This is a genomic window from Limnohabitans sp. (assembly GCF_023910625.1).
Classification (GTDB): Bacteria; Pseudomonadota; Gammaproteobacteria; order Burkholderiales; family Burkholderiaceae_C; genus Limnohabitans_A.
In genome coordinates this window covers 496,828-515,348 of sequence record NZ_JAAVVW010000003.1, presented here as the reverse complement: position 1 = coordinate 515,348, position 18,521 = coordinate 496,828, and the positions used below count along the sequence as shown (strand labels likewise).

The 18,521-nt window shown below is 59.3% G+C and carries 12 protein-coding genes and 3 pseudogenes; 6 read left to right on the top strand and 9 right to left on the bottom strand.

Translation table 11 applies throughout. The annotated features are described in order from the left end of the window. The first annotated feature begins 256 nt into the window (after positions 1-256). The 4 genes from HEQ17_RS05545 (at position 257) to HEQ17_RS05530 (ending at position 4,483) form a co-directional block, all read left to right on the top strand. Entirely contained in the window at positions 257-1,369 is a 1,113-nt protein-coding gene (locus tag HEQ17_RS05545; RefSeq protein ID WP_296291813.1) for a 2-keto-3-deoxygluconate permease, read from the top strand. Continuing rightward, a complete protein-coding gene (locus tag HEQ17_RS05540) occupies positions 1,369-2,601 on the top strand; it encodes a four-carbon acid sugar kinase family protein (protein ID WP_296291812.1) in 1,233 nt (410 codons plus the stop codon). Before HEQ17_RS05545 ends, HEQ17_RS05540 begins: the two co-directional genes overlap by 1 nt. Positions 2,602-2,610: 9 nt before the next feature. Next, positions 2,611-3,609 (top strand): 4-hydroxythreonine-4-phosphate dehydrogenase PdxA, encoded by a 999-nt coding sequence (pdxA, locus tag HEQ17_RS05535; RefSeq protein WP_296291811.1) that lies wholly within the window; start codon positions 2,611-2,613, stop codon positions 3,607-3,609. A gap of 76 nt (positions 3,610-3,685) precedes the next feature. Further along, entirely contained in the window at positions 3,686-4,483 is a 798-nt protein-coding gene (locus HEQ17_RS05530; RefSeq protein ID WP_296291810.1) for a DeoR/GlpR family DNA-binding transcription regulator, read from the top strand. Between the two features lie 369 nt (positions 4,484-4,852). On the opposite strand, the pseudogene HEQ17_RS05525 reads toward HEQ17_RS05530, so the two are convergent. From HEQ17_RS05525 to HEQ17_RS05485, 9 genes and pseudogenes are all read right to left on the bottom strand, one after another. Next, positions 4,853-5,170 (bottom strand): annotated as a pseudogene (locus HEQ17_RS05525) (IS91 family transposase); the annotation flags it as partial. A 154-nt stretch (positions 5,171-5,324) separates the two neighbouring features. Beyond that, entirely contained in the window at positions 5,325-6,485 is a 1,161-nt protein-coding gene (locus HEQ17_RS05520; RefSeq protein WP_296291809.1) for a reverse transcriptase domain-containing protein, read from the bottom strand. A gap of 481 nt (positions 6,486-6,966) precedes the next feature. Further along, positions 6,967-7,332, bottom strand: a pseudogene (locus HEQ17_RS05515) (dihydrolipoyl dehydrogenase); the annotation flags it as partial. Positions 7,333-7,461: 129 nt separating this feature from the next. Next, positions 7,462-8,145, bottom strand: coding sequence for a glycosyltransferase (locus tag HEQ17_RS05510; RefSeq protein WP_296291808.1), 684 nt, complete (start codon positions 8,143-8,145; stop codon positions 7,462-7,464). After that, positions 8,142-9,323, bottom strand: coding sequence for an O-antigen ligase family protein (locus tag HEQ17_RS05505; RefSeq protein ID WP_296291807.1), 1,182 nt, complete (start codon positions 9,321-9,323; stop codon positions 8,142-8,144). The genes HEQ17_RS05510 and HEQ17_RS05505 overlap by 4 nt, the downstream gene beginning before the upstream one ends. 110 nt (positions 9,324-9,433) lie before the next feature. Further along, positions 9,434-10,225: a glycosyltransferase family 25 protein gene (locus tag HEQ17_RS05500; RefSeq protein ID WP_296291806.1), complete on the bottom strand. Its 792-nt coding sequence runs from the start codon at positions 10,223-10,225 to the stop codon at positions 9,434-9,436. Positions 10,226-10,488: 263 nt separating this feature from the next. Beyond that, positions 10,489-10,808, bottom strand: a pseudogene (locus tag HEQ17_RS05495) (IS91 family transposase); the annotation flags it as partial. A 122-nt stretch (positions 10,809-10,930) separates the two neighbouring features. Next, positions 10,931-11,224, bottom strand: coding sequence for a Bor family protein (locus HEQ17_RS05490; RefSeq protein WP_296291805.1), 294 nt, complete (start codon positions 11,222-11,224; stop codon positions 10,931-10,933). A gap of 69 nt (positions 11,225-11,293) precedes the next feature. Continuing rightward, on the bottom strand, positions 11,294-12,280 hold the full coding sequence (locus tag HEQ17_RS05485) for an IS481 family transposase (RefSeq protein WP_296291804.1): 987 nt from the start codon (positions 12,278-12,280) through the stop codon (positions 11,294-11,296). A 186-nt stretch (positions 12,281-12,466) separates the two neighbouring features. On the opposite strand from HEQ17_RS05485, the gene HEQ17_RS05480 reads away from it, so the two are divergent. Both HEQ17_RS05480 and HEQ17_RS05475 read left to right on the top strand, forming a co-directional pair. Next, positions 12,467-16,819 (top strand): filamentous hemagglutinin N-terminal domain-containing protein, encoded by a 4,353-nt coding sequence (locus HEQ17_RS05480; protein WP_296291803.1) that lies wholly within the window; start codon positions 12,467-12,469, stop codon positions 16,817-16,819. After that, positions 16,809-18,485 carry a ShlB/FhaC/HecB family hemolysin secretion/activation protein gene (locus tag HEQ17_RS05475; protein WP_296291802.1) on the top strand — a complete coding sequence of 559 codons (1,677 nt, stop codon included), beginning with the start codon at positions 16,809-16,811 and terminating at the stop codon, positions 18,483-18,485. The genes HEQ17_RS05480 and HEQ17_RS05475 overlap by 11 nt, the downstream gene beginning before the upstream one ends. The last annotated feature ends 36 nt before the right edge of the window (positions 18,486-18,521 follow it).

Genomic DNA, 18,521 nt, shown 5'->3' with positions numbered 1-18,521 from the left:
CGCAGAGTTGTCTGTGAATTTTTTCAAAAAAAGACTGTTTCGATCAATAAGTACTTTTATAGCTCATTAAATTGGTCTTTAAGGGTTTTTACTGATCTTTTTTGGCGATTTGATGACTTAAACTGATCGTTATGATCATTAAATATTGATCATAAAAGTTGTTAAGTGGGGTGCAGCCGTGAAAATATGAGGTTCAAGTTCTCAACAAGGTTGCCCGGTTAGCTAAATCAATGAAATTCAGAATGGAGACCGAGTCATGCAGATTAAGCAAACAATCGAAAAAATTCCCGGTGGAATGATGGTGGTACCGCTATTTTTAGGAGCCTTGCTGAACACGGTTGATCAGATGCACCTACCGGTCATCATGGATTTCCTGAAATCCCTCGGGGTCGCACCCGTGAAGCCGGGAATTTATGAGTTCTTGAGAATTGGGGGGTTTTCTGAGGCACTTTTCAAAACGGGCGCGCTCACTCTGATCGCTTGTTTCCTGTTTTGTGCCGGCAGTCAGATGAATCTTCGTGTGGGTGGCGTGGCCATGAAAAAGGGAATCATCTTGACTGCTTCCAAGTATTTTGTGGGTCTTGGTGTGGGTTTTCTCTGGGGCTACCTATCTGGCGACATGTTCAATGGTTTTCTTGGCTTATCGGCATTGGCCATCATCGCCGCGATGACCAACGGCAACGGCGGCATGTATGCAGCGTTGACGGGGCAATATGGCAACCGTTCTGACGTGGGTGGGCTGTCTGTGCTCTCCTTGAATGATGGGCCGTTCTTCACCCTGATGGCGCTTGGCATGCTGGGCTCGAACTTCCCAATAATTGCTTTCATCGCTGTACTGCTGCCCATAGTGCTGGGTATGTTGCTAGGTAACCTCGACAACGACATGCGGAAATTCTTGAAGCCCGGCGAGTCGCTGCCCGTGCCGTTTTTTGCCTTTGCGCTGGGCGCCGGGATGAATTTCGCCACCTTTTTCAACCCTCAGGTGGTTGTTGGTGGTTTGGTTCTGGGTGTAATGACCGTTGTGTTTACCGGCGCAGCGGGCATGTTCTGGTTCTGGGTTTTCCGCGAAAAAAGCATGATCGCACCTGTCGCCGAAGCATCTACAGCCGGTAATGCGGTTGGGACACCAGCTGCGATCGCTGCTGCAGCTGCAGTTGCCGCCGCTGCAGGCATGATGAGTGCTGAAGAAGCGCTGGCTTACAAAGAAATCGCTTCTATCGCGGCACTGCAGATTTCCATCTCCACTTTGTCCACTGCCATCATGTGCCCTATCGCAGTCATCCTTATAGACAAGTGGCAACGGCGCCGCGGAATCGATGGAAAGTTGGAAACGAACGAACTGTCAACGGATCGCGCAGTGACCTCATGATGAGCGGCTGCCCCAATTCTTTGTTCATCCTTGCGGACGATCTGACCGGCGCAGCCGATTGCGCGATGGGCGCGGCAAGAAAGGGGCTTCACAGCATCGTTCTTTTTGAACCCACGGTAGCCGCAGAGGCGCAGGTGATTTCCATTGATGCCGACACGCGCTACTGCGCGCCAGAGGTGGCGCGCGAAATCTGTAAGAGTTTGTGGCGCACGTGGGCAGCACCGGGACGGCTTCTTTATAAAAAAATTGACTCGACGCTAAGGGGTAACTTTGCAGCCGAAATTTCGGCATTTGCCGATGTCGGTGTTGCAATCGTTGCACCTGCCTTCCCATCGGTGGGTCGCACCATGCGGAATGGTCGGGTTTTCGTCCATGGCGTGCCGCTGGAGGCGACCGATATTTGGTCGAAAGAATGCATGGATGGCGTGGCTGATGTCGTTGCGATGCTGCAGGCAGAGGGTGTGAAGGCTGTTAACCTGCCTCTGGACATCGTTCGAGGGGACTTGCGTGCCGCACTCAAGCAGCTTGTCGAACAGGACGCTGTTCAGGCCATCGTTTGCGATGCTTTGACAGATGCAGATCTGGAAGCTGTCGCTGGTGCATCAGTCGGTCTGCCTGTGTACTGGGTGGGCTCTGCGGGTTTGGTCGCGCACCTTCCCGCCGCGGCCGGTCTTACTGGTTGCGCCAAACCGATTACTCCCACTGTGTCAGGCTCTATCGTTACGGTCGTTGGCAGTCTGTCGCCAGTTTCGCGGCAACAGGCGCAAAACCTTGAAGCTGGTGTTGATCTCGCACTCTTCGAGCCAGCGCCTGTGCTGCTGCGGGCAGGCTCAGCAAGCTCACTTTGGCAGTCAACCGTCGAGGCGATAGGCCAGGCCTTGGCGTTGGGGCGGGATGTTCTTATCCGCACAGGCACTTTTGGTGACGATGACCTGTCCCAGGGTCACATACTGTGTCAGGCTCTCGGACAATTGCTGCTGCCGCTGGCGCCTCAGATTGGTGCGCTGGTGGTAACTGGGGGTGAAACAGCTCGAGCGCTGCTGCCGGCCTTCGGCACTCATTCGTTGCAACTTTTGCAAGAGGTAGAGCCTGGCGTGCCCTTATCAGTGTCGATCGGCACGCGCTCGCTGCCAGTCGTGACAAAGGCTGGTGCGTTCGGTTCGCCGGATGCGCTACTTAACGCCCATCGCATGTTGGCGCGCCTTCGCGCCAGCACTATGTCCAATATTTAGGAAAACTATATGACTTACCGCCCCTTAATTGCCATCACCATGGGAGATGCCGCCGGCGTCGGACCCGAAATTATCATGAAGAGCTTAGCCCAGGCGACTTTGTACGATCAATGCCGACCACTGGTTGTCGGCGACGCTGAGCGGCTTCGGCAGGCAGGTGTCATGGTTGGCGCAGCGCTGCCGGTCGGGATAGTTGATAGCCCTGTGCAAGCAGAGTTCAAGCACGGCGTCGTCGACTGCATTGACCTTGGCTTGATTCCGGCTGAACTGCCTTTTGGCATCCTTTCAGCAGTTGCTGGTGATGGAGCCTATCGCTATATCGCCAAGGCAGTTGAACTGGCGCAGGCGGAACAGGTTGATGCGATTTGCACTGCGCCACTGAATAAGGAGGCCCTGCACGCTGCCGGCCACAAGTTTCCGGGTCACACTGAAATGCTGGCTCACTTGACCGGTACACCTGAGGTCTCGATGATGCTTACGGCACCCGGCTTGCGTGTGATTCACGTGACGACGCATATTGGGTTGCTTGACGCCATCTCTCGGATCGAGCCAGGCCTCGTTGAACGCACGATCGCCCGTGGCCACTCGACGCTGGTCAAAGCCGGGATTTCCGACCCCATAATTGGTGTGTGTGCCATCAATCCGCACGCTGGTGAGGGCGGCTTATTCGGTCACGGTGAGGAGGCAACAAAAATATTGCCGGCCATCGTCGCATGCCAATCGCGTGGTTGGCGTATCGAGGGACCGCTGCCGGCCGACACCTTGTTCTTTCGTGCCAGTAGGGGCGACTTTGATCTCGTTGTTGCCATGTACCACGACCAGGGACACGGTCCGATCAAAGTGCTAGGCATCGAGGCAGGCGTAAATGTCACCGTAGGGTTGCCAGTCATTCGCACCTCAGTTGACCACGGCACGGCCTTCGATATAGCTGGTAAAGGTACCGTCGATGAACGATCAATGCTCGAGGCCATTCGGCAGGCTGTTGGACTGGCCACTCGCCGACAGTGAGCACGACCGGGGCTCGAGGAGCGGCAATTGGCAGTGCGTTGGATGCAACTGATGGGTGTTAAACTGCAACGCAATCATGTCCAACAAGGTCGAGCTCCGCCATCAGTCAATCATCTCGGCGATTCAAAGTGGCATCATTGACTCCGAAGCGCTGAGCACGCACCTCGGCGTTTCGGTGGTCACTCTCCGCCGAGACCTTAATCGCCTGCAAACCGCAGGGCGGCTCGTGCGCACTTTCGGCGGAGCTGTACCAATAGGTGGTCATGAACCTGAGTTGACGCCGACTCGCCGCAATTACTTGCACCGCAGCGCTAAAGAAGCTATTGGTCGAACTGCTGCGGCCATGGTGCACGCTGGCGACACCATCATCATTGACGGTGGCACGACCACAGCTGCATTCGCGAGGCAGCTTCGAGGACGGCGAAACCTGCGTGTCATCACTAACAGCTTGCAAGTGGCAGCTGCTATTTCCGAGGAACAAGGCATTGACGTCGTGCTGCTCGGCGGCTCGTTGCGGCGAGTCAGCTTGGCCACTAGTGGTAGTTTGGCTGTGATGATCCTGCAGCGGGTGTCAGCAGACCGAGTTTTTGTCAGCGCCGATGGCATCGTTGCGGGTCGCGGGTTGTGCGAGGCCAGCATTGAACAGACCCAGCTTAAGGAGCTAATGATGGCTCAGGGCTGCGAGGTCGTGGTTCTTGCAGATGGATCCAAGCTTGGGCGGGCGGCCCAGCAGGCCTGGGCACCGCTACCACTTAGATGGACGCTCGTTACTGATGCCCAGGCCGACGCAAAACAAGTGGCAGCATTTAGGGAGTTGCCGGGTGTCACTGTTGTTCTGGCCGAAGTACAACCCTCCGAGATGTCGTCCGTTTGATCAAGGTCAGTGATGCTTTTGCACACTGACCTGTTCTTGTCTTCCTCAAGCCACTGGCAGATATTTGCAACGACCGTCCTGACACCCGATGCGCTGCGCCCGCGTGTTTTTATGTATGCAGCCCGCGCAATTACAACTGCTGAGTCGTTCCCGAGAAATTTGAATCGTGGTGACGGATAAGCATTTCAACCGCCCCAAGGCCAGTATCGCACCTTTGATCGGCCACCAACCCACGTAAAAACTTTCGCGATTCTCGCTACAGCGTGAATCCATGGCGAGCCACCACCAAAATGTGCCTGACGACAGGGGCATTTGCGGCGGACCGCGCAGGCTTACCCCGCAGCGCATCAAAATCGCCGCTTTGCTCAGTCACCAATTGATGCGCTGATCGACCTCAAAGTCCGGTGCCGGTTGTGCCGCCAGATCCCAGTCTGCTGGCTCGATTTGCGCCCCGTCACCCATCTGCGCATCACAGTCAGCCCACAGCGGTGGCCCGCGTGCCGGGGCGATGTGCGGCGGCTCCGCGTCGACCCCGATGTGATCAAGGATCTTCCTGATCTGCGTGCCCTCGGTAATGAATGCGATCAGGCGCACCTGCCCACCACACAGCGGGCACAAGAGCGGGCACACTTCGTAGATGCGGGCGATCAACACCGCCCACAGGTAGTGCGCTGGTCGCTTAGGCTGCACCGGCTGGGCCAGGGTTGGGAGTGGGTCTCCTGCCCCAAGTGCGACCACGCCCTCGAGCGCGCATCGGCATAGGGGGGCCGCAATTATTGCAGCCGCCCCTGCCACACCACCGGGCATGCGGGTCCGCACCCGGCGGTTCGAGAGCTTGAGGTCATGTCAGCCTTGGCACTCCCAACCCATCAAAGTACGCAATCGTCAGCACCGTCTTGAGCAACCGGTCACTGTTGCGCCACCAGCGACGGCTGTTCACCGCCACTTGCCGCGCCACATTCTCCTTCGCTCCCAATGCCTTCAATTCCCGATAGATCGCCCTGGGCCGTTTCCAGTGCTTGAGCTGGATGGCCCGCAGTCGGTGGCGCAGCCACTCGTCCAGCTCGCGCCAGACCCTGGTTGTTTGCGCCATCCCGAAGTACGCCTTCCAGCCCAGCAGGTAGGGCCGCAGTTTCTCCACCACCTGCGCCATGCTGCACCCGCCCGAGCGGCACGTGAGTTGCCGGATGCGAGCCTTGAAGTTGTCCAGTGCCTTGTAGGCCACCGCACATTTGACTTCTTTGCCCTTGGCCATCCACAACGCATACCCCAGGAACTTGCGCCCAAGGGCGCTGGCCACTGCATTCTTGGCTTCGTTGATCTGAAGCTTCAAGCCCGTGTACAGCTTCCTGAGGTAGACCATCACCCTCTCGCCCGCCTGCTTGCTGCCCACGTAGACGTTGCAATCGTCGGCGTAGCGCGCGAAGCAGTAGCTGCGCGCCTCCAACGCCTTGCCCACTTCGTCTAGCAGCACGTTGGCCAACAGCGGACTGAGTGGCCCGCCTTGCGGCGTGCCCAGATGGCGATCGACCACCACCCCGCCATCCATGATCCCGGCGTTCAAGTAAGCCCGAATCAGCCGGATGACTCCAGCGTCGTCGATGCGCCTTTTGAGCCTGTCGATCAGGATGTCGTGGTTGACCCGGTCAAAGAACTTGGCCAGGTCCACGTCCACCACCACGCGTTTGCCCGATTGGACGTACGCCCGTGCGGCCTTGACCGCATCGTGTGCACGCCTGCCCGGTCGAAACCCGTGGCTGTGGTCGCTGAAGGTGGGGTCGATCAGCGGTTGCAGCACCTGTAAAAGGGCCTGCAGGTTCTGTCTCGTCAGCGCCGCCTCCAGCAGGCCACCAGTGCCTGCCAGCTGCTTTGCCGACCCTGTGCGCGGGTGCTCAAGAGGCGGGCCGCAGGCTGCGCCGCTGGCAAGATCACTGGCGGCTTCACCCCTTGCTACGCTTGCCCGCCCAGGTTGCCCCGGCATCTGACGCATGGCCTTTGACATCTTCTTGTCCTCGCTCACTCACTCTCGTTCGGTCCTTCGTGCTGGCCGCACCTCCCATTCAGGTTTCGGGCTTGCACTACTACGACTTGTGCTGACTTCTCACTCCGGCAATGCCGTCGCCCTTTCAGACGCAAGGCGAGATCTCCCCAGGTAAGGGTCGCACACCTTCATCGCACAACCGCCGCATCTACGCCACCTCGCCTTGGTCACAAGAGCTTTGCGGTTCTTTGCCCACTCGCCCTGCTTGGCAGCGCCTTCTATGCGGTTCTTGTTCATCGGCTCGCGATTTACGCTCCACGCTTCCTTCCCACGCTTCCTTCCCACGCTCGGTCGCCCTCACGCAGTTGCGCTTGACTTTGCTCACTGTGACCAGCTCGCAGCGGGACATGCACCCGCAGGTGCGCGCCCATGCTAGGCGCACAATGCGCAAAGTCCGAACCGTTGCCGGATCGGGCTTTGTCAGGACAGCTTGAAAGCTGGTTTACTTCTTCGCAGGCGGCACGTCCGTGCAAGGCCCCTGCGCCACCTCCGCCGCCATGCCGATGCTCTCGCCCAGCGTGGGGTGGGGGTGGATGGTTTTGCCGATGTCCACCGCGTCTGCGCCCATTTCGATGGCCAGAGCGATCTCGCCAATCATGTCGCCCGCGTGCGTGCCCACCATGCCGCCGCCCAAGATCTTGCCGTGGCCCCGGCCTGCATGGCCGTCTCCTGATCCTGCCTCAGGTGAATCGTCAAACAGCAGCTTGGTCACGCCTTCGTCGCGGCCGTTGGCAATGGCGCGGCCTGAGACCGTCCAGGGGAACAAGCCCTTCTTGACCTTGATGCCTTGCGCTTTGGCTTGGTCTTGAGCAGCTGCAAGTCAAAGCGTTTAGGGCGCCAAGAGTTCGTTGGTCAGTTGGGCTTGGCGGTAAATGACCTTCACACCCCCCCACAGGCTTTTTGATGGGGTGGCACAGCCAAATGAGTTGCTTGGTGGTCATTTAAAACCCAGCCATTTCCAGAGGCCAGATCGCCCTTTGCGCTTGGGGTAGGAGACACTTTGCTCTTCACCCAGATGGGCGCAACCACCGTAGACCCAATAGGGCATGACCAAACCGGCCTGTCGCACACGCCTGGAGATGTGACGCTCTTTTTTAAAGGAGGCGAATGGGCCGAAACGCTTCCAAAGCTCAATAGACGCGAAATGGGGATTGAAGGTGTAGCCATGCCACTGGATGTGCAAGGGGTCCAAGCGGTAGACCTCCAGTCCGTCATGGCTTTCGTGGCGAATACGGGCTTGATCGGCGGGCGATATTTCAAAGTCCGATAAGGAACGGAAACAAACACCAGACATCCATGGCTGCTGAGTCAGCGTGTTGGCCAACGCACCAAAGTTCAAGTCTTTGGTGAAGGACCAGTCGTCTTCACAGTGCATCACCCACGGGGTTTTGACTTGACTGTAAAGGTGATCCACCGCGCCGTGATGCCCCAGCTGATGATCCAGGCTGATGAGCTGCCCTTGCGGACACAGCTGTTTGAACACCGCGTTGGTTGGTTCATCGCGAAAGTCGTTGATGGCAATGACGTGTTGGAACTGGGCCCGCTGAAACAGGGACGTCAAAGTTTGGGCCAGCAATTCCGGGCGACGCCCCATGGTGATGCAAAGGGTAACCGCTGTCATGTGGGTTGCCTCATGTGATGTAAGCGCACCGTGATCAAGGCCAACAAACTGACGGCCAAGGCCACGTACACCGAACGGAAAACATTGATGCCAAACACCGACACCGATAAACCAAATTCCAAATACAAAGGCACCATCAGCATGCCGATGGTGGCCAAAGCTTTGATTTGCGCGTCGCTGTGTTTTCGCCAGCGCCAAAACGCCATCCAGACACACAAATACGCTGCAAAAACGGCCAGCGCACCCACAACACCGCCGCCCTTCAGCGCCCCCAGCAGTTCATTGTCTGAACTGATGAATTTGGTGGACCCATACAACTGGGCCAATTCGGCGTGGGAAGGCGCCTGCGCCGCCAACTCGTCCCATCGCTCGTGGGCGCCCACCGATCCATGACCGAACCAAGGCTTTTCTGCGACCACCATGGCACCGAGGCGCCAAATTTCAAAACGCATGCTGACCGAACCTTCAGTAACTTGGCCCGTTTGCAGCCAGTGCCAGCCGCCCGCCAAACCAGAAGCGATACGATCTTTCACCACGTGGGCGGGCGCCAAAGCCCCCGCCACGACAATCGCCAACACCACCGCACCAGCGGCAACATGACGACGCCAAGCGGCCCAGTGCTGTGTGGACAAATATGAAACCGTGATGCCAATGATGAACAAGGACATCCAGCCACCTTTGGACCCGCTGAGCAAAGACGCCCCCGAACCGGCAATGGCTCCGAGCCACATCAGTGCTCGGGCCAACTTCGAGTAAGGCCCCACAAAGGGGAACATGACCGCGGCAACCCCGCAGATGGCGGCCAACACAATGGCGGTGTTGCCAAACGGAATGGGGTTGCCCGTGGCACCAATGGCGCGTCCTATCCCCAAAAACATGGATTGATAAAAAGCCACCGAAAACGCGGATACAGCCCCAACCGCCACCGCAACCAACCATGGGGTTGCCGACCATTGCCCCGCCCTGATCAGCCAAGCCATGACCGGAAACAACACAAAAGGCACATACAACTCGTAATGCCCGGCATGGTTACCGTGGAACAACCCGAGACCCACTCCAACCAACACAAAAACAGCAAACCCACCCAAGAGCCAACGCCAAGACTGAACGATCGCAGGCTCAAGCAGCGGCGTTTTGATCTGGGCTTGTCGGTAAAAAAACAACCCTGCCCAAGCCATGAAAAATGGCCCAATGAAATGCCCACTCTTGACAACCAGCACCAAGGCTGGACTACCGTTAAAGACCCCCTGCCAAAATCGCAACATGTTGAAAACCCGTAATTGAACCGCTAGAGCCTTGGATGACTCATGAATGGCACACATTGTCGTTGGCTTTTCAGTGCCCCAAACAGTCGAACACGGGCTTTTTTCAGCTCGGCCCTGAGGCGCTTGAGCCGCATGGCCCTCCAAGACTTCGGGCTAGGAGGAGTGGGTGACTGAACCGACTCACGGGCGATCAATGAAGGGCTCTCAAAACCACTCTTCAGGCCAAACTGCGGCGCGATGTTCATTTGAACCACATTGGCGGGCACCAATTGCCACGCTTGCCAGTGCTCCGTTTGATTGATGAAAGCGTCGGTCAAAGCAGCACCCTCTGACTCGAACCGGTCCAACAATCGCCTCGCGCCTGTGGGCCACAACACATAGCCCGCCGCACCCGCACTGTTCAGCGCGAGCCGCTTCAAAAGCAAACCCGAAACGGTTTGGGTTTCTCCCAGCAACTTCTTGCCCCAGGTCTCCAAGCAAATGAAATCGGCTGAGGCTTGGTCTGCGAGGGTTCGAATATCGGCCAACCAGTCGCCGCCCAGCATGACGTCGTCCTCCAGCACCACCGCAGGCCCATCGCTTTGCGCGATGCGCTGCCACAGTTGGTAATGGCTCATGAAGCAACCCACCTCGGTTTTCTTCAAGGGCCGCTGCCAGCTGAAGGCGTGCTGCAAGAAAAACGCGTCGCTCATGTCGTCCACGCCGACTGCGGGGTGCCAAATGGGCTCAAAGCCCAAACGCTCGGCTTGCGCTTGCTGAAAGGCTCGGCGCTGGGTGGCACTGGCCAAGGTGATGATGTAGATGGGTGGCGTCATGCCAAGACCCCTTGCAAACGACCCCACATGCGGGCAATCAACTTGGGCGAAAACAGCAGCACGCGCAGGGGAGAGGATAGGAAATTCAACCACATGAGGACAATTATGGCCCAGGTTTTGGACATCACAGGCCTTCAGCCTGGGTCTGTCTGAGCGCTTGTTCAAGGCCTGTCGCCCGAGATTTTTCGGTTTGCGCATTTTTGGGCAGCACCAGGCGCAGCCCTGCCCCGCAGCGTTGGCCAAACCGCTGTTGCCTTCCCTCATCAACTGATGCGCTGATCGACCTCAAAGTCTGGTGCCGGTTGGGTAGCCTCGTCCCAATCTGGCTCAACCTCGACACCCTCGCCCATGGGCGCATCGCACCCGTCCCACAGCGGCGGCCCGCGTGCCGGGGTGATGCGCGGTGGCTCTGTCTCCACCCCGATGTGCTCCAGTATTAGCCGGATGTCAGCGCTGTAGGTGATGAAGGCGATGATGCGCATCTGCCCGCCACAGATCGGGCACAACAAAGGGGGCACAACAAAGGAAACATCTCGTAGATGCGGGCGATGAGCACCGCCCACAGGTAGTGCGCCGGTCGCTTGGATGCGATTAAGGGTGCCGTAGAGTAAGTACTAGACGCATAAGGCATCGCAAGTGCAGTTGCCCGAGCATAAAAAAACGCCCTCTGAAGGATGGCGTTTTTAATGGATGGCGTTGCCTGTTTTATTTGCAATACACCCGGGCTGTGCGAGGTGTGTAAATGCCGAATGTGACCAGACCTACCAGCACGTTCACGCCGGTTTGCTCGACGTCCACACCGACTACTTTGGCTGCGCCGCCACAGACCTGGGCTGCGTCCACATTGCTTTGCTGGCCAATGCCGCTTACCCAAAAGCTTTGGCTGTCTTCCATTTTGGGTGTGGAGCCGGTTATGTCGCCTGCCACATTAAAGCGTTGGTTGGCGCAACCCAGCAAGAACACGCTGGCGAGCAAAGCTATAAAAACAGACTTAAACATTAAAAATACTCCCTTGGGGGTTGATGAAAATAACCTTCACATTAAAGGCTAATTAATCGTACCAGCGAATCAGGGGAAACCATGACCAGTGTCGCATCCCGGATAATCGTAAGGCCGTTTTATAAACAAATGAGGATGAGAAGCGTACCAGTCTTTCATGGCCCTCATCGGTGTTTTGCTTTTAAGCGCTGACTGGGGTAACTGATGGTTGTACAGAGCCACGTAACGCATGAGCGTTTGCTCCAAATCTTCACCGCTGGTGAATCGGTGTGTCTTGAGCACGTCAGCGATACGCCCGTTGAAGCGCTCGACCATGCCATTGGTGCGCGGCGTGCGTGGTTTGGTCAGGCGGTGTTCAATGTTCAAGGCTTGGCACAGTTGATCAAACTCATGGTTGCCCGTGGCCTGGCGCTCACGGCTGGCAAACAACCTGTCAGTGAACTCCTTGCCGTTGTCGGTCAGAATTTTCTGCATCTTGATCGGGCACGCCTTGTGCAGGGCATTGAGAAACGCTCGGGCTGCCGCTGCCGTCTTGTGGCTCTTGATCTGCACAAACACCCAGCGTGTGGCGCGGTCGATGGCCACAAACAGATAGCGCCTGCTGGTCTCGTCGGGCATCTGGGGCAGGTATTTGACATCGATGTGGATGAACCCCGGCTCATAGCTTTTGAAGGCTTTATGAGGCTCAGTGGGCTCTTTGGGCCTGAGCGCGTTGAGGTTGCCAACGCCGTGGCGACGCAAGCAACGGTCCAGACCCGAGCGTGTGGCCTGGGGGCAAAGAAACTCGCGGGTGACGGCCAACAAATCATCCAGGGGCAACAGCAGCGTCTTTCTGAGTTCGACCACGATCTGTTCTTGCGCCGGTGTGAGCGTGGTTTGAAGCTTGTGCGGGGTGTGGGACGCGTCATGAAAGCTGTCTCGACCCTTCCACTTGTAAACAGTGCCTTCACTCACGCCGAAGCGCAACGCCAAAGTGGCAGCAGTCTCCGTGCTGGCCGCCATCTCCGCACGGGTGGCGGGCGTAGTACGTGCGTTTTTGTGCAAGGCAATCATCATGACAAGGCTCCCGGGTGGACTGCTGAGGTGACGCAAAGATTGTCTATCAACTGCCGCATGACCTCTCTGGCCATGAACAGCGGATACCGTTTTGAGTCAATGCAATCATCCGGGATGCGACAAGAGGCATATGACATATGACATATAGCTTATGTATACTCGTCTCGCTCGAACTGCGGAGAAGTCATGAACCGGACCTATCGTCTCGTCTGGAGCGTTCGCCTTGCTGGCTGGATTGCCGCATCTGAAATTTGCCGTGGGCATGTAAAAGCCTCCAGCACGGTTCGATGCGCAGCAGTTGTCGCCGGGTTGTCACTGGCCTTGAATGCCCTGGCTCTGGCGCCTGGGGAGCTGCCATCGGGTGGCCAGCTCAGTGCAGGGCAGGCACGCATTCAGGCAGCAGGCACAACGATGACGGTTCATCAGGACACCGCCAAAGTGGCCATCGACTGGCAAAGTTTTAACATCGGCAATCAAGCGGCGGTCAGCTTCAACCAACCTGCAGCCAGTGCCATTGCGCTGAACCGCGTCCTGGGACAAGACGCATCCCAAATCATGGGGCGGCTGACGTCCAATGGACAGGTTTTCCTGCTCAACCCCAACGGCGTGTTGTTTGGCAGCACGGCGCAAGTCAATGTTGGCGGCATGGTGGCTTCAACCCTTGGCATGTCCAACGACGACTTGATGGCGGGCAACCACCGCTTCAGCGGCTCCAGCACTGCGGCAGTGACGAATCAGGGCCGCATCACCGCTGGCGACGGCGGTTATGTCGCCTTGCTGGCCACACAGGCAAAAAATGAAGGCGTGATTCAGGCCCGAATGGGCCACGTTGCGCTGGCAGCTGGCAGCGATGTGACCTTGAACCTCAACAACGGCAGCTTGCTGGGCCTGACGGTACACCAGGGTGCGGTCAGCGCGCTGGCGCAAAACAGCCACCTGATTCAAGCTGAAGGGGGCAAGGTACTGATGACAGCGCAAGCCGCTGACCGGCTGGTCAGCGCGGTGGTCAACAACAGCGGCATCATTGAAGCGCGCGGCGTGCGGGCAGAAGATGGCGTGATTCGCCTGGTGGGCGACAGCAGCGCGGGCATCGTGACCAACACGGGCACGCTGAAAGCCGGAACGGTTCAGGGGCAGGCCCGCAGCGTGCTGCAGGCAGGTGCTATTGAAGCCAACAGCGTCAACCTGGGCGCCAGCTACGCCCTGGTGCAAACGCAAGACGCACGCATTCGCGCTGAGGGCGGTGACATCCGGCTGGACGGCGGCCAGCACACGTATTTGTCGGGCACGTTAGACGCAAGCGGCGGCACCAGCACAGCAGCTGGCGGCAACATCACGGTGGCAGGCCCGTCCATCACGCTTTCGGCAGCTTCTTTAGACGCATCAGCTACCAGCGCTGGCGGCACCGCAGGCAGCATCCGCGTTGGCGGCGGGGCGCATGGGCTGGACACCGACATGACCAACGCCCAAACAGTCACCGTCAGCGGGGCCACATCGCTCAGGGCCGACGGCCAGCGCGGGCAAATCGTGGTCTGGTCAGACGACGCGACCCATTACTTTGGCAAGGCCAAGGCCGGTGACCAGGGTTTCATTGAGATTTCATCAAAAGACACCTTAAACCTGGGCGGCACAACCGAGGTCGGCGCGGGCGGGCAGATTTTGTATGACCCCACCAACATCGTCATTGATGCGGTAGCGCCCACATATTTTTACCTTGATTTGGCCGACCCGACGCCAACGGCAGGCGATCAGCATGGAAGCAGCGGCGCAACACAGCTGACCAACGGCAACATGGTGGTGACATCTTCACAGGACAACTTCGGCGCAAGCAAATCGGGCGCAGCATATCTTTATCACGGTACGACAGGCGCACTCATCTCGGCACTCTACGGCAGCACTGCCAACGACCAGGTGGGTAGCGGCGGCATCACCGCCCTGAGCAACGGCAACTATGTGGTGAGCAGCAACCTTTGGGACAACACCGCAACAGCTACTGATGCAGGTGCAGTGACCTGGGGCAGCGGCACGGCGGGCATCAGCGGGGCGGTATCGGCAGCCAACTCCCTGGTGGGCAGCACGGCCAGTGACTCGGTGGGCAGCGGCGGCATCACCGCCCTGAGCAACGGCAACTATGTGGTGCGCAGCTCTAATTGGCGCAACGGCGCAGGTGCAGTGACCTGGGGCAGCGGCACAACGGGCATCAGTGGGGCGGTATCGGCAACCAACTCCCTGGTGGGCAGCAGGACCAGTGACCAGGTGGGCAGCGGCGGCATCACCGCCCTGAGCAACGGCAACTATGTGGTGAGCAGCTCTAGTTGGGGCAACGGCGCAATCGGTAATGCAGGTGCAGTGACCTGGGGCAGCGGCACAACGGGCGTCAGCGGGGCGGTATCGGCAACCAACTCCCTGGTGGGCAGCACGGCCAGTGACTCGGTGGGCAGCGGCGGCATCACCGCCCTGAGCAACGGCAACTATGTGGTGAGCAGCTCTTCTTGGGACAACCGCACAATCGGTAATGCAGGTGCAGTGACCTGGGGCAGTGGCACAGGGGGCACCATAGGGGCGGTATCGGCAACCAACTCCCTGGTGGGCAGCAGGACCAGTGACCAGGTGGGCAGCGGCGGCATCACCGCCCTGACCAACGGCAACTATGTGGTGCGCAGCTCTAATTGGCGCAACGGCCCAGCCACCACCCGTGCAGGTGCAGTGACCTGGGGCAGCGGCACAGCGGGCGTCAGCGGGGTGGTATCGGCAGCCAACTCCCTGGTGGGCAGCAAGGTCGATGACCAGGTGGGCAACGGCGGCATCACCGCCCTGAGCAACGGCAACTATGTGGTGAGCAGCTCTTCTTGGGACAAAGGCCCAATCGCTAATGCAGGTGCAGTGACCTGGGGCAACGGCACAACGGGCATCAGTGGGGCGGTATCGGCAACCAACTCCCTGGTGGGCAGCAAGGACAGTGACCAGGTGGGCGGCGGCGGCATCACCGCCCTGAGCAACGGCAACTATGTGGTGCGCAGCTCTAATTGGGCACAGGGCGTCGGAGTGTTTAATCTAGGTGCAGTGACCTGGGGCAACGGCACAGGGGGCGTCAGCGGGGAGGTATCGGCAACCAACTCCCTGGTGGGCAGCACGGCCGAAGACCGCGTGGGGAACGACGGCATCACCGCCCTGAGCAACGGCAATTATGTGGTGCGCAGCTCTAATTGGCGCAACGGCGAAAACGCTAATGCAGGTGCAGTGACCTGGGGCAGCGGCACGGCGGGCATCAGTGGGGCGGTATCGGCAACCAACTCCCTGGTGGGCAGCACGGCCGAAGACCGCGTGGGGAACGACGGCATCACCGCCCTGAGCAACGGCAATTATGTGGTGCGCAGCAGACTTTGGAACAACGGCGCAGCCACCCGTGCAGGTGCAGTGACCTGGGGCAACGGCACAGGGGGCACCATGGGGGCGGTCTCGGCAACCAACTCCCTGGTGGGCAGCAAGGTCGATGACCAGGTGGGCGGCGTCGGCAGCGGCGGCATCACCGCCCTGAGCAACGGCAACTATGTGGTGCGCAGCTCTTCTTGGGACAACACCGCAGCAGCTGCTGCTGATGCAGGTGCAGTGACCTGGGGCAGCGGCACGGCGGGCATCAGCGGGGCGGTATCGGCAGCCAACTCCCTGGTGGGCAGCAAGAGAGATGACAATGTGGGCAGCGGCGGCATCACCGCCCTGAGCAACGGCAACTATGTGGTGAGCAGCTCTGCTTGGGGCAACGGCACAAACGCTAATGCAGGTGCAGTGACCTGGGGCAGCGGCACGGCGGGCGTCAGTGGGGTGGTATCGGCAGCCAACTCCCTGGTGGGCAGCAGGGCCAATGACCAGGTGGGCAGCGGCGGCATCACCGCCCTGACCAACGGCAACTATGTGGTGCGCAGCCCGAACTTTGACGGCCAGCGCGGGGCTGTCTGGTTGGTGGCGGACCCGGCCAGTGCTGCTGAGATGATCAATGCCAGCAGCGGCACAGCCAACGTCAACCCAGCCTTGCTGGCAAACGCTGCAGGGGCAGGCACCACCGTCACGCTGCAGGCCACCAACGACATCACCGTCAACTCCGCCGTCAATGTGGCAGGCAAGCTGAACTTGCTGGCGGGTAACCGCATGACGCTCAATGCCGGTGGCACCATCACCTCTACTGCGCCCGGCGATGCCCTTGTGCTGTCGGGCAACACCTTTGTCAACAACGCAGGCAGCAACGCACTGACTGCTGCCAATGGCCGCTGGCTGGTGTATTCAAACGCACCAGCGGGCAACACCTTTGGCGGCCTGGCATCTGGCAACAACGCGGTGTGGAACGCAACCCACGCGGGCAACGCGCCAGCAACCATTGCCAGCGGCAACCGCTATGTGTTTGCGCAACAACCTACAGTCGCCATCACAGCCAATGCACAAACCAAGGTGTACGACGGCTGGGTGGCCAGGCAACTTAACTCATGCAATGCAGATGAGGTTGTCGGTCGCGCTGCACAAGAACCGACCGCCGATGATTGCTGATCGATTGGCCACAGGGCTGCTGGCGACAACCCTCGTGCTTGCAGCCTGGTATGCATGCGCACCGGCAGCCGCCCAGACCCGACCCGACGCTGGGCAGGTGCTGCGCGAAAACCAGCCCCTGCCCGTGCCGCCCGCACAGCCAACAGCGCCGGTGCTGCGTGTGGACGAGCAACCCACAGCCAACGTCAACAGTGACATACGGTTTGAGGTCACCCGGGTGTCGATCACTGGCAATGCCGCTTTTACCGCGGAGCAGCTAGCCACGGTGGTCAGCGATTTGCCAGGCCCCAACCGCAGCCTGGATGACCTGGAGGCAGCCGCCCTGCGTATCAGCCGCTACTACCGGCAACGCGGCTATACGGTGGCGCGCGGCTTTGTGCCCGCGCAAGACATTCGCGGCGGCGTGGCAACCCTTGGCGTGATGGAAGGTACGCTGGGCAAAAAAATGCTGGACGACAAGTCTGGCCTGCCGCCCGAGCAGGTGCAATCCATCGTCGATGCCCTGCCTGCGGGCCAACCGATACGTACCGAGGCCACCAACCGCGCACTGCTGCTGCTTGGCCAGCTACCCGGCGCGGGCAAGGTGGACGGCCAGTTAAGGCCCGGCGACATTTTGGGCAGCTCGGACTTGCTGATCACGGTGGCACCCGGCAAGGCGGTAGAAGGCGGCGTGAGCCTGGACAATGTGGGTAACCGCTTTACGGGCGCAACCCGTTTGTCGGGCCAATTGGCGCTGAACAACCGCTTTGGTTTGGCGGATCGCCTGAGCCTTCGCGCCACCACCAGCAACGAGGGCCTGCTGCTTGGCCGCGCGGCTTGGGACGCGGCGGTGGGCAGTGACGGGTTGCGCTTGGGGGTGTTTGCCAGCACCGCAAGCTACAAGCTGGCGCAAGAGTTTGCATCGCTTCAGGCTAGCGGCAGAGCCAGTACCGCAGCTGTTTATGCAACCTACCCGCTGCTACTGGCCACCGACGCAAGCGTGCGCGTGGGCGGTAGTTTAGAAAAACGCCAGATCCGCGACAACATCGATGCCATCGCTTCGTCTGTCAGAAAGAGCGCCAACGCGTTGGTGCTAGATCTGTCGGGTGAGCGACAAGACGCCTGGGGCGGCGGCGGGCTGACGACATGGCGCATCAACCCAACGCTGGGTCGTTTGTCAATTGACAGCCCGGCGGCGTTGGCTGCAGACGGTTTGTCAGCCCGCACGGCGGGAGGCTTTGTCAAATGGTCTGCCAATATTGCACGCAAGCAGCGACTTGCGCCTGATTTCAGTGTGTATGGCTCCGTGTCGGCCCAGGGCGCCAGCAAGAACCTGGACTCGTCAGAAAAATTTGTCTTGGGCGGGATCAATGGCATACGCGCTTACCCGCTGGGCGAGGCGGCGGGCGACCAAGGCTGGCAAGCCAGCCTGGAACTGCGCTACGCCTTGATGTCTGCCTGGCAGGGGTCGCTGTTTTACGACGCGGGTGGTGTGGACATCAACCGCCAGTCTTTTATTGCGGGCAATAACCAACGCCGACTTTCAGGCTATGGCGTTGGGCTGACAGCGGTGTTTGACGCTTTCAGCGTGAGCGCCACCCTGGCCTGGCGCGGCAGCAGCGCAGCACCAACCTCTGACCGGGACAAGTCGCCCCGTTTGTGGGTGCAGGGGAACTATCGCTTCTAGCTGTCGCATCCCGGATGAGCGCCAATCGCGCGAACA

What these genes read in the sequence shown, in the direction of transcription:
- HEQ17_RS05545 (WP_296291813.1), top strand. Translation starts at nt 257, where the DNA reads ATGCAGATTAAGCAAACAATCGAAAAAATTCCCGGTGGAATGATGGTG.
- HEQ17_RS05540 (WP_296291812.1), top strand. Translation starts at nt 1,369, where the DNA reads ATGAGCGGCTGCCCCAATTCTTTGTTCATCCTTGCGGACGATCTGACC.
- pdxA (WP_296291811.1), top strand. Translation starts at nt 2,611, where the DNA reads ATGACTTACCGCCCCTTAATTGCCATCACCATGGGAGATGCCGCCGGC.
- HEQ17_RS05530 (WP_296291810.1), top strand. Translation starts at nt 3,686, where the DNA reads ATGTCCAACAAGGTCGAGCTCCGCCATCAGTCAATCATCTCGGCGATT.
- HEQ17_RS05520 (WP_296291809.1), bottom strand. Translation starts at nt 6,485, where the DNA reads ATGTCAAAGGCCATGCGTCAGATGCCGGGGCAACCTGGGCGGGCAAGC.
- HEQ17_RS05510 (WP_296291808.1), bottom strand. Translation starts at nt 8,145, where the DNA reads ATGACAGCGGTTACCCTTTGCATCACCATGGGGCGTCGCCCGGAATTG.
- HEQ17_RS05505 (WP_296291807.1), bottom strand. Translation starts at nt 9,323, where the DNA reads ATGGCTTGGGCAGGGTTGTTTTTTTACCGACAAGCCCAGATCAAAACG.
- HEQ17_RS05500 (WP_296291806.1), bottom strand. Translation starts at nt 10,225, where the DNA reads ATGACGCCACCCATCTACATCATCACCTTGGCCAGTGCCACCCAGCGC.
- HEQ17_RS05490 (WP_296291805.1), bottom strand. Translation starts at nt 11,224, where the DNA reads ATGTTTAAGTCTGTTTTTATAGCTTTGCTCGCCAGCGTGTTCTTGCTG.
- HEQ17_RS05485 (WP_296291804.1), bottom strand. Translation starts at nt 12,280, where the DNA reads ATGATGATTGCCTTGCACAAAAACGCACGTACTACGCCCGCCACCCGT.
- HEQ17_RS05480 (WP_296291803.1), top strand. Translation starts at nt 12,467, where the DNA reads ATGAACCGGACCTATCGTCTCGTCTGGAGCGTTCGCCTTGCTGGCTGG.
- HEQ17_RS05475 (WP_296291802.1), top strand. Translation starts at nt 16,809, where the DNA reads ATGATTGCTGATCGATTGGCCACAGGGCTGCTGGCGACAACCCTCGTG.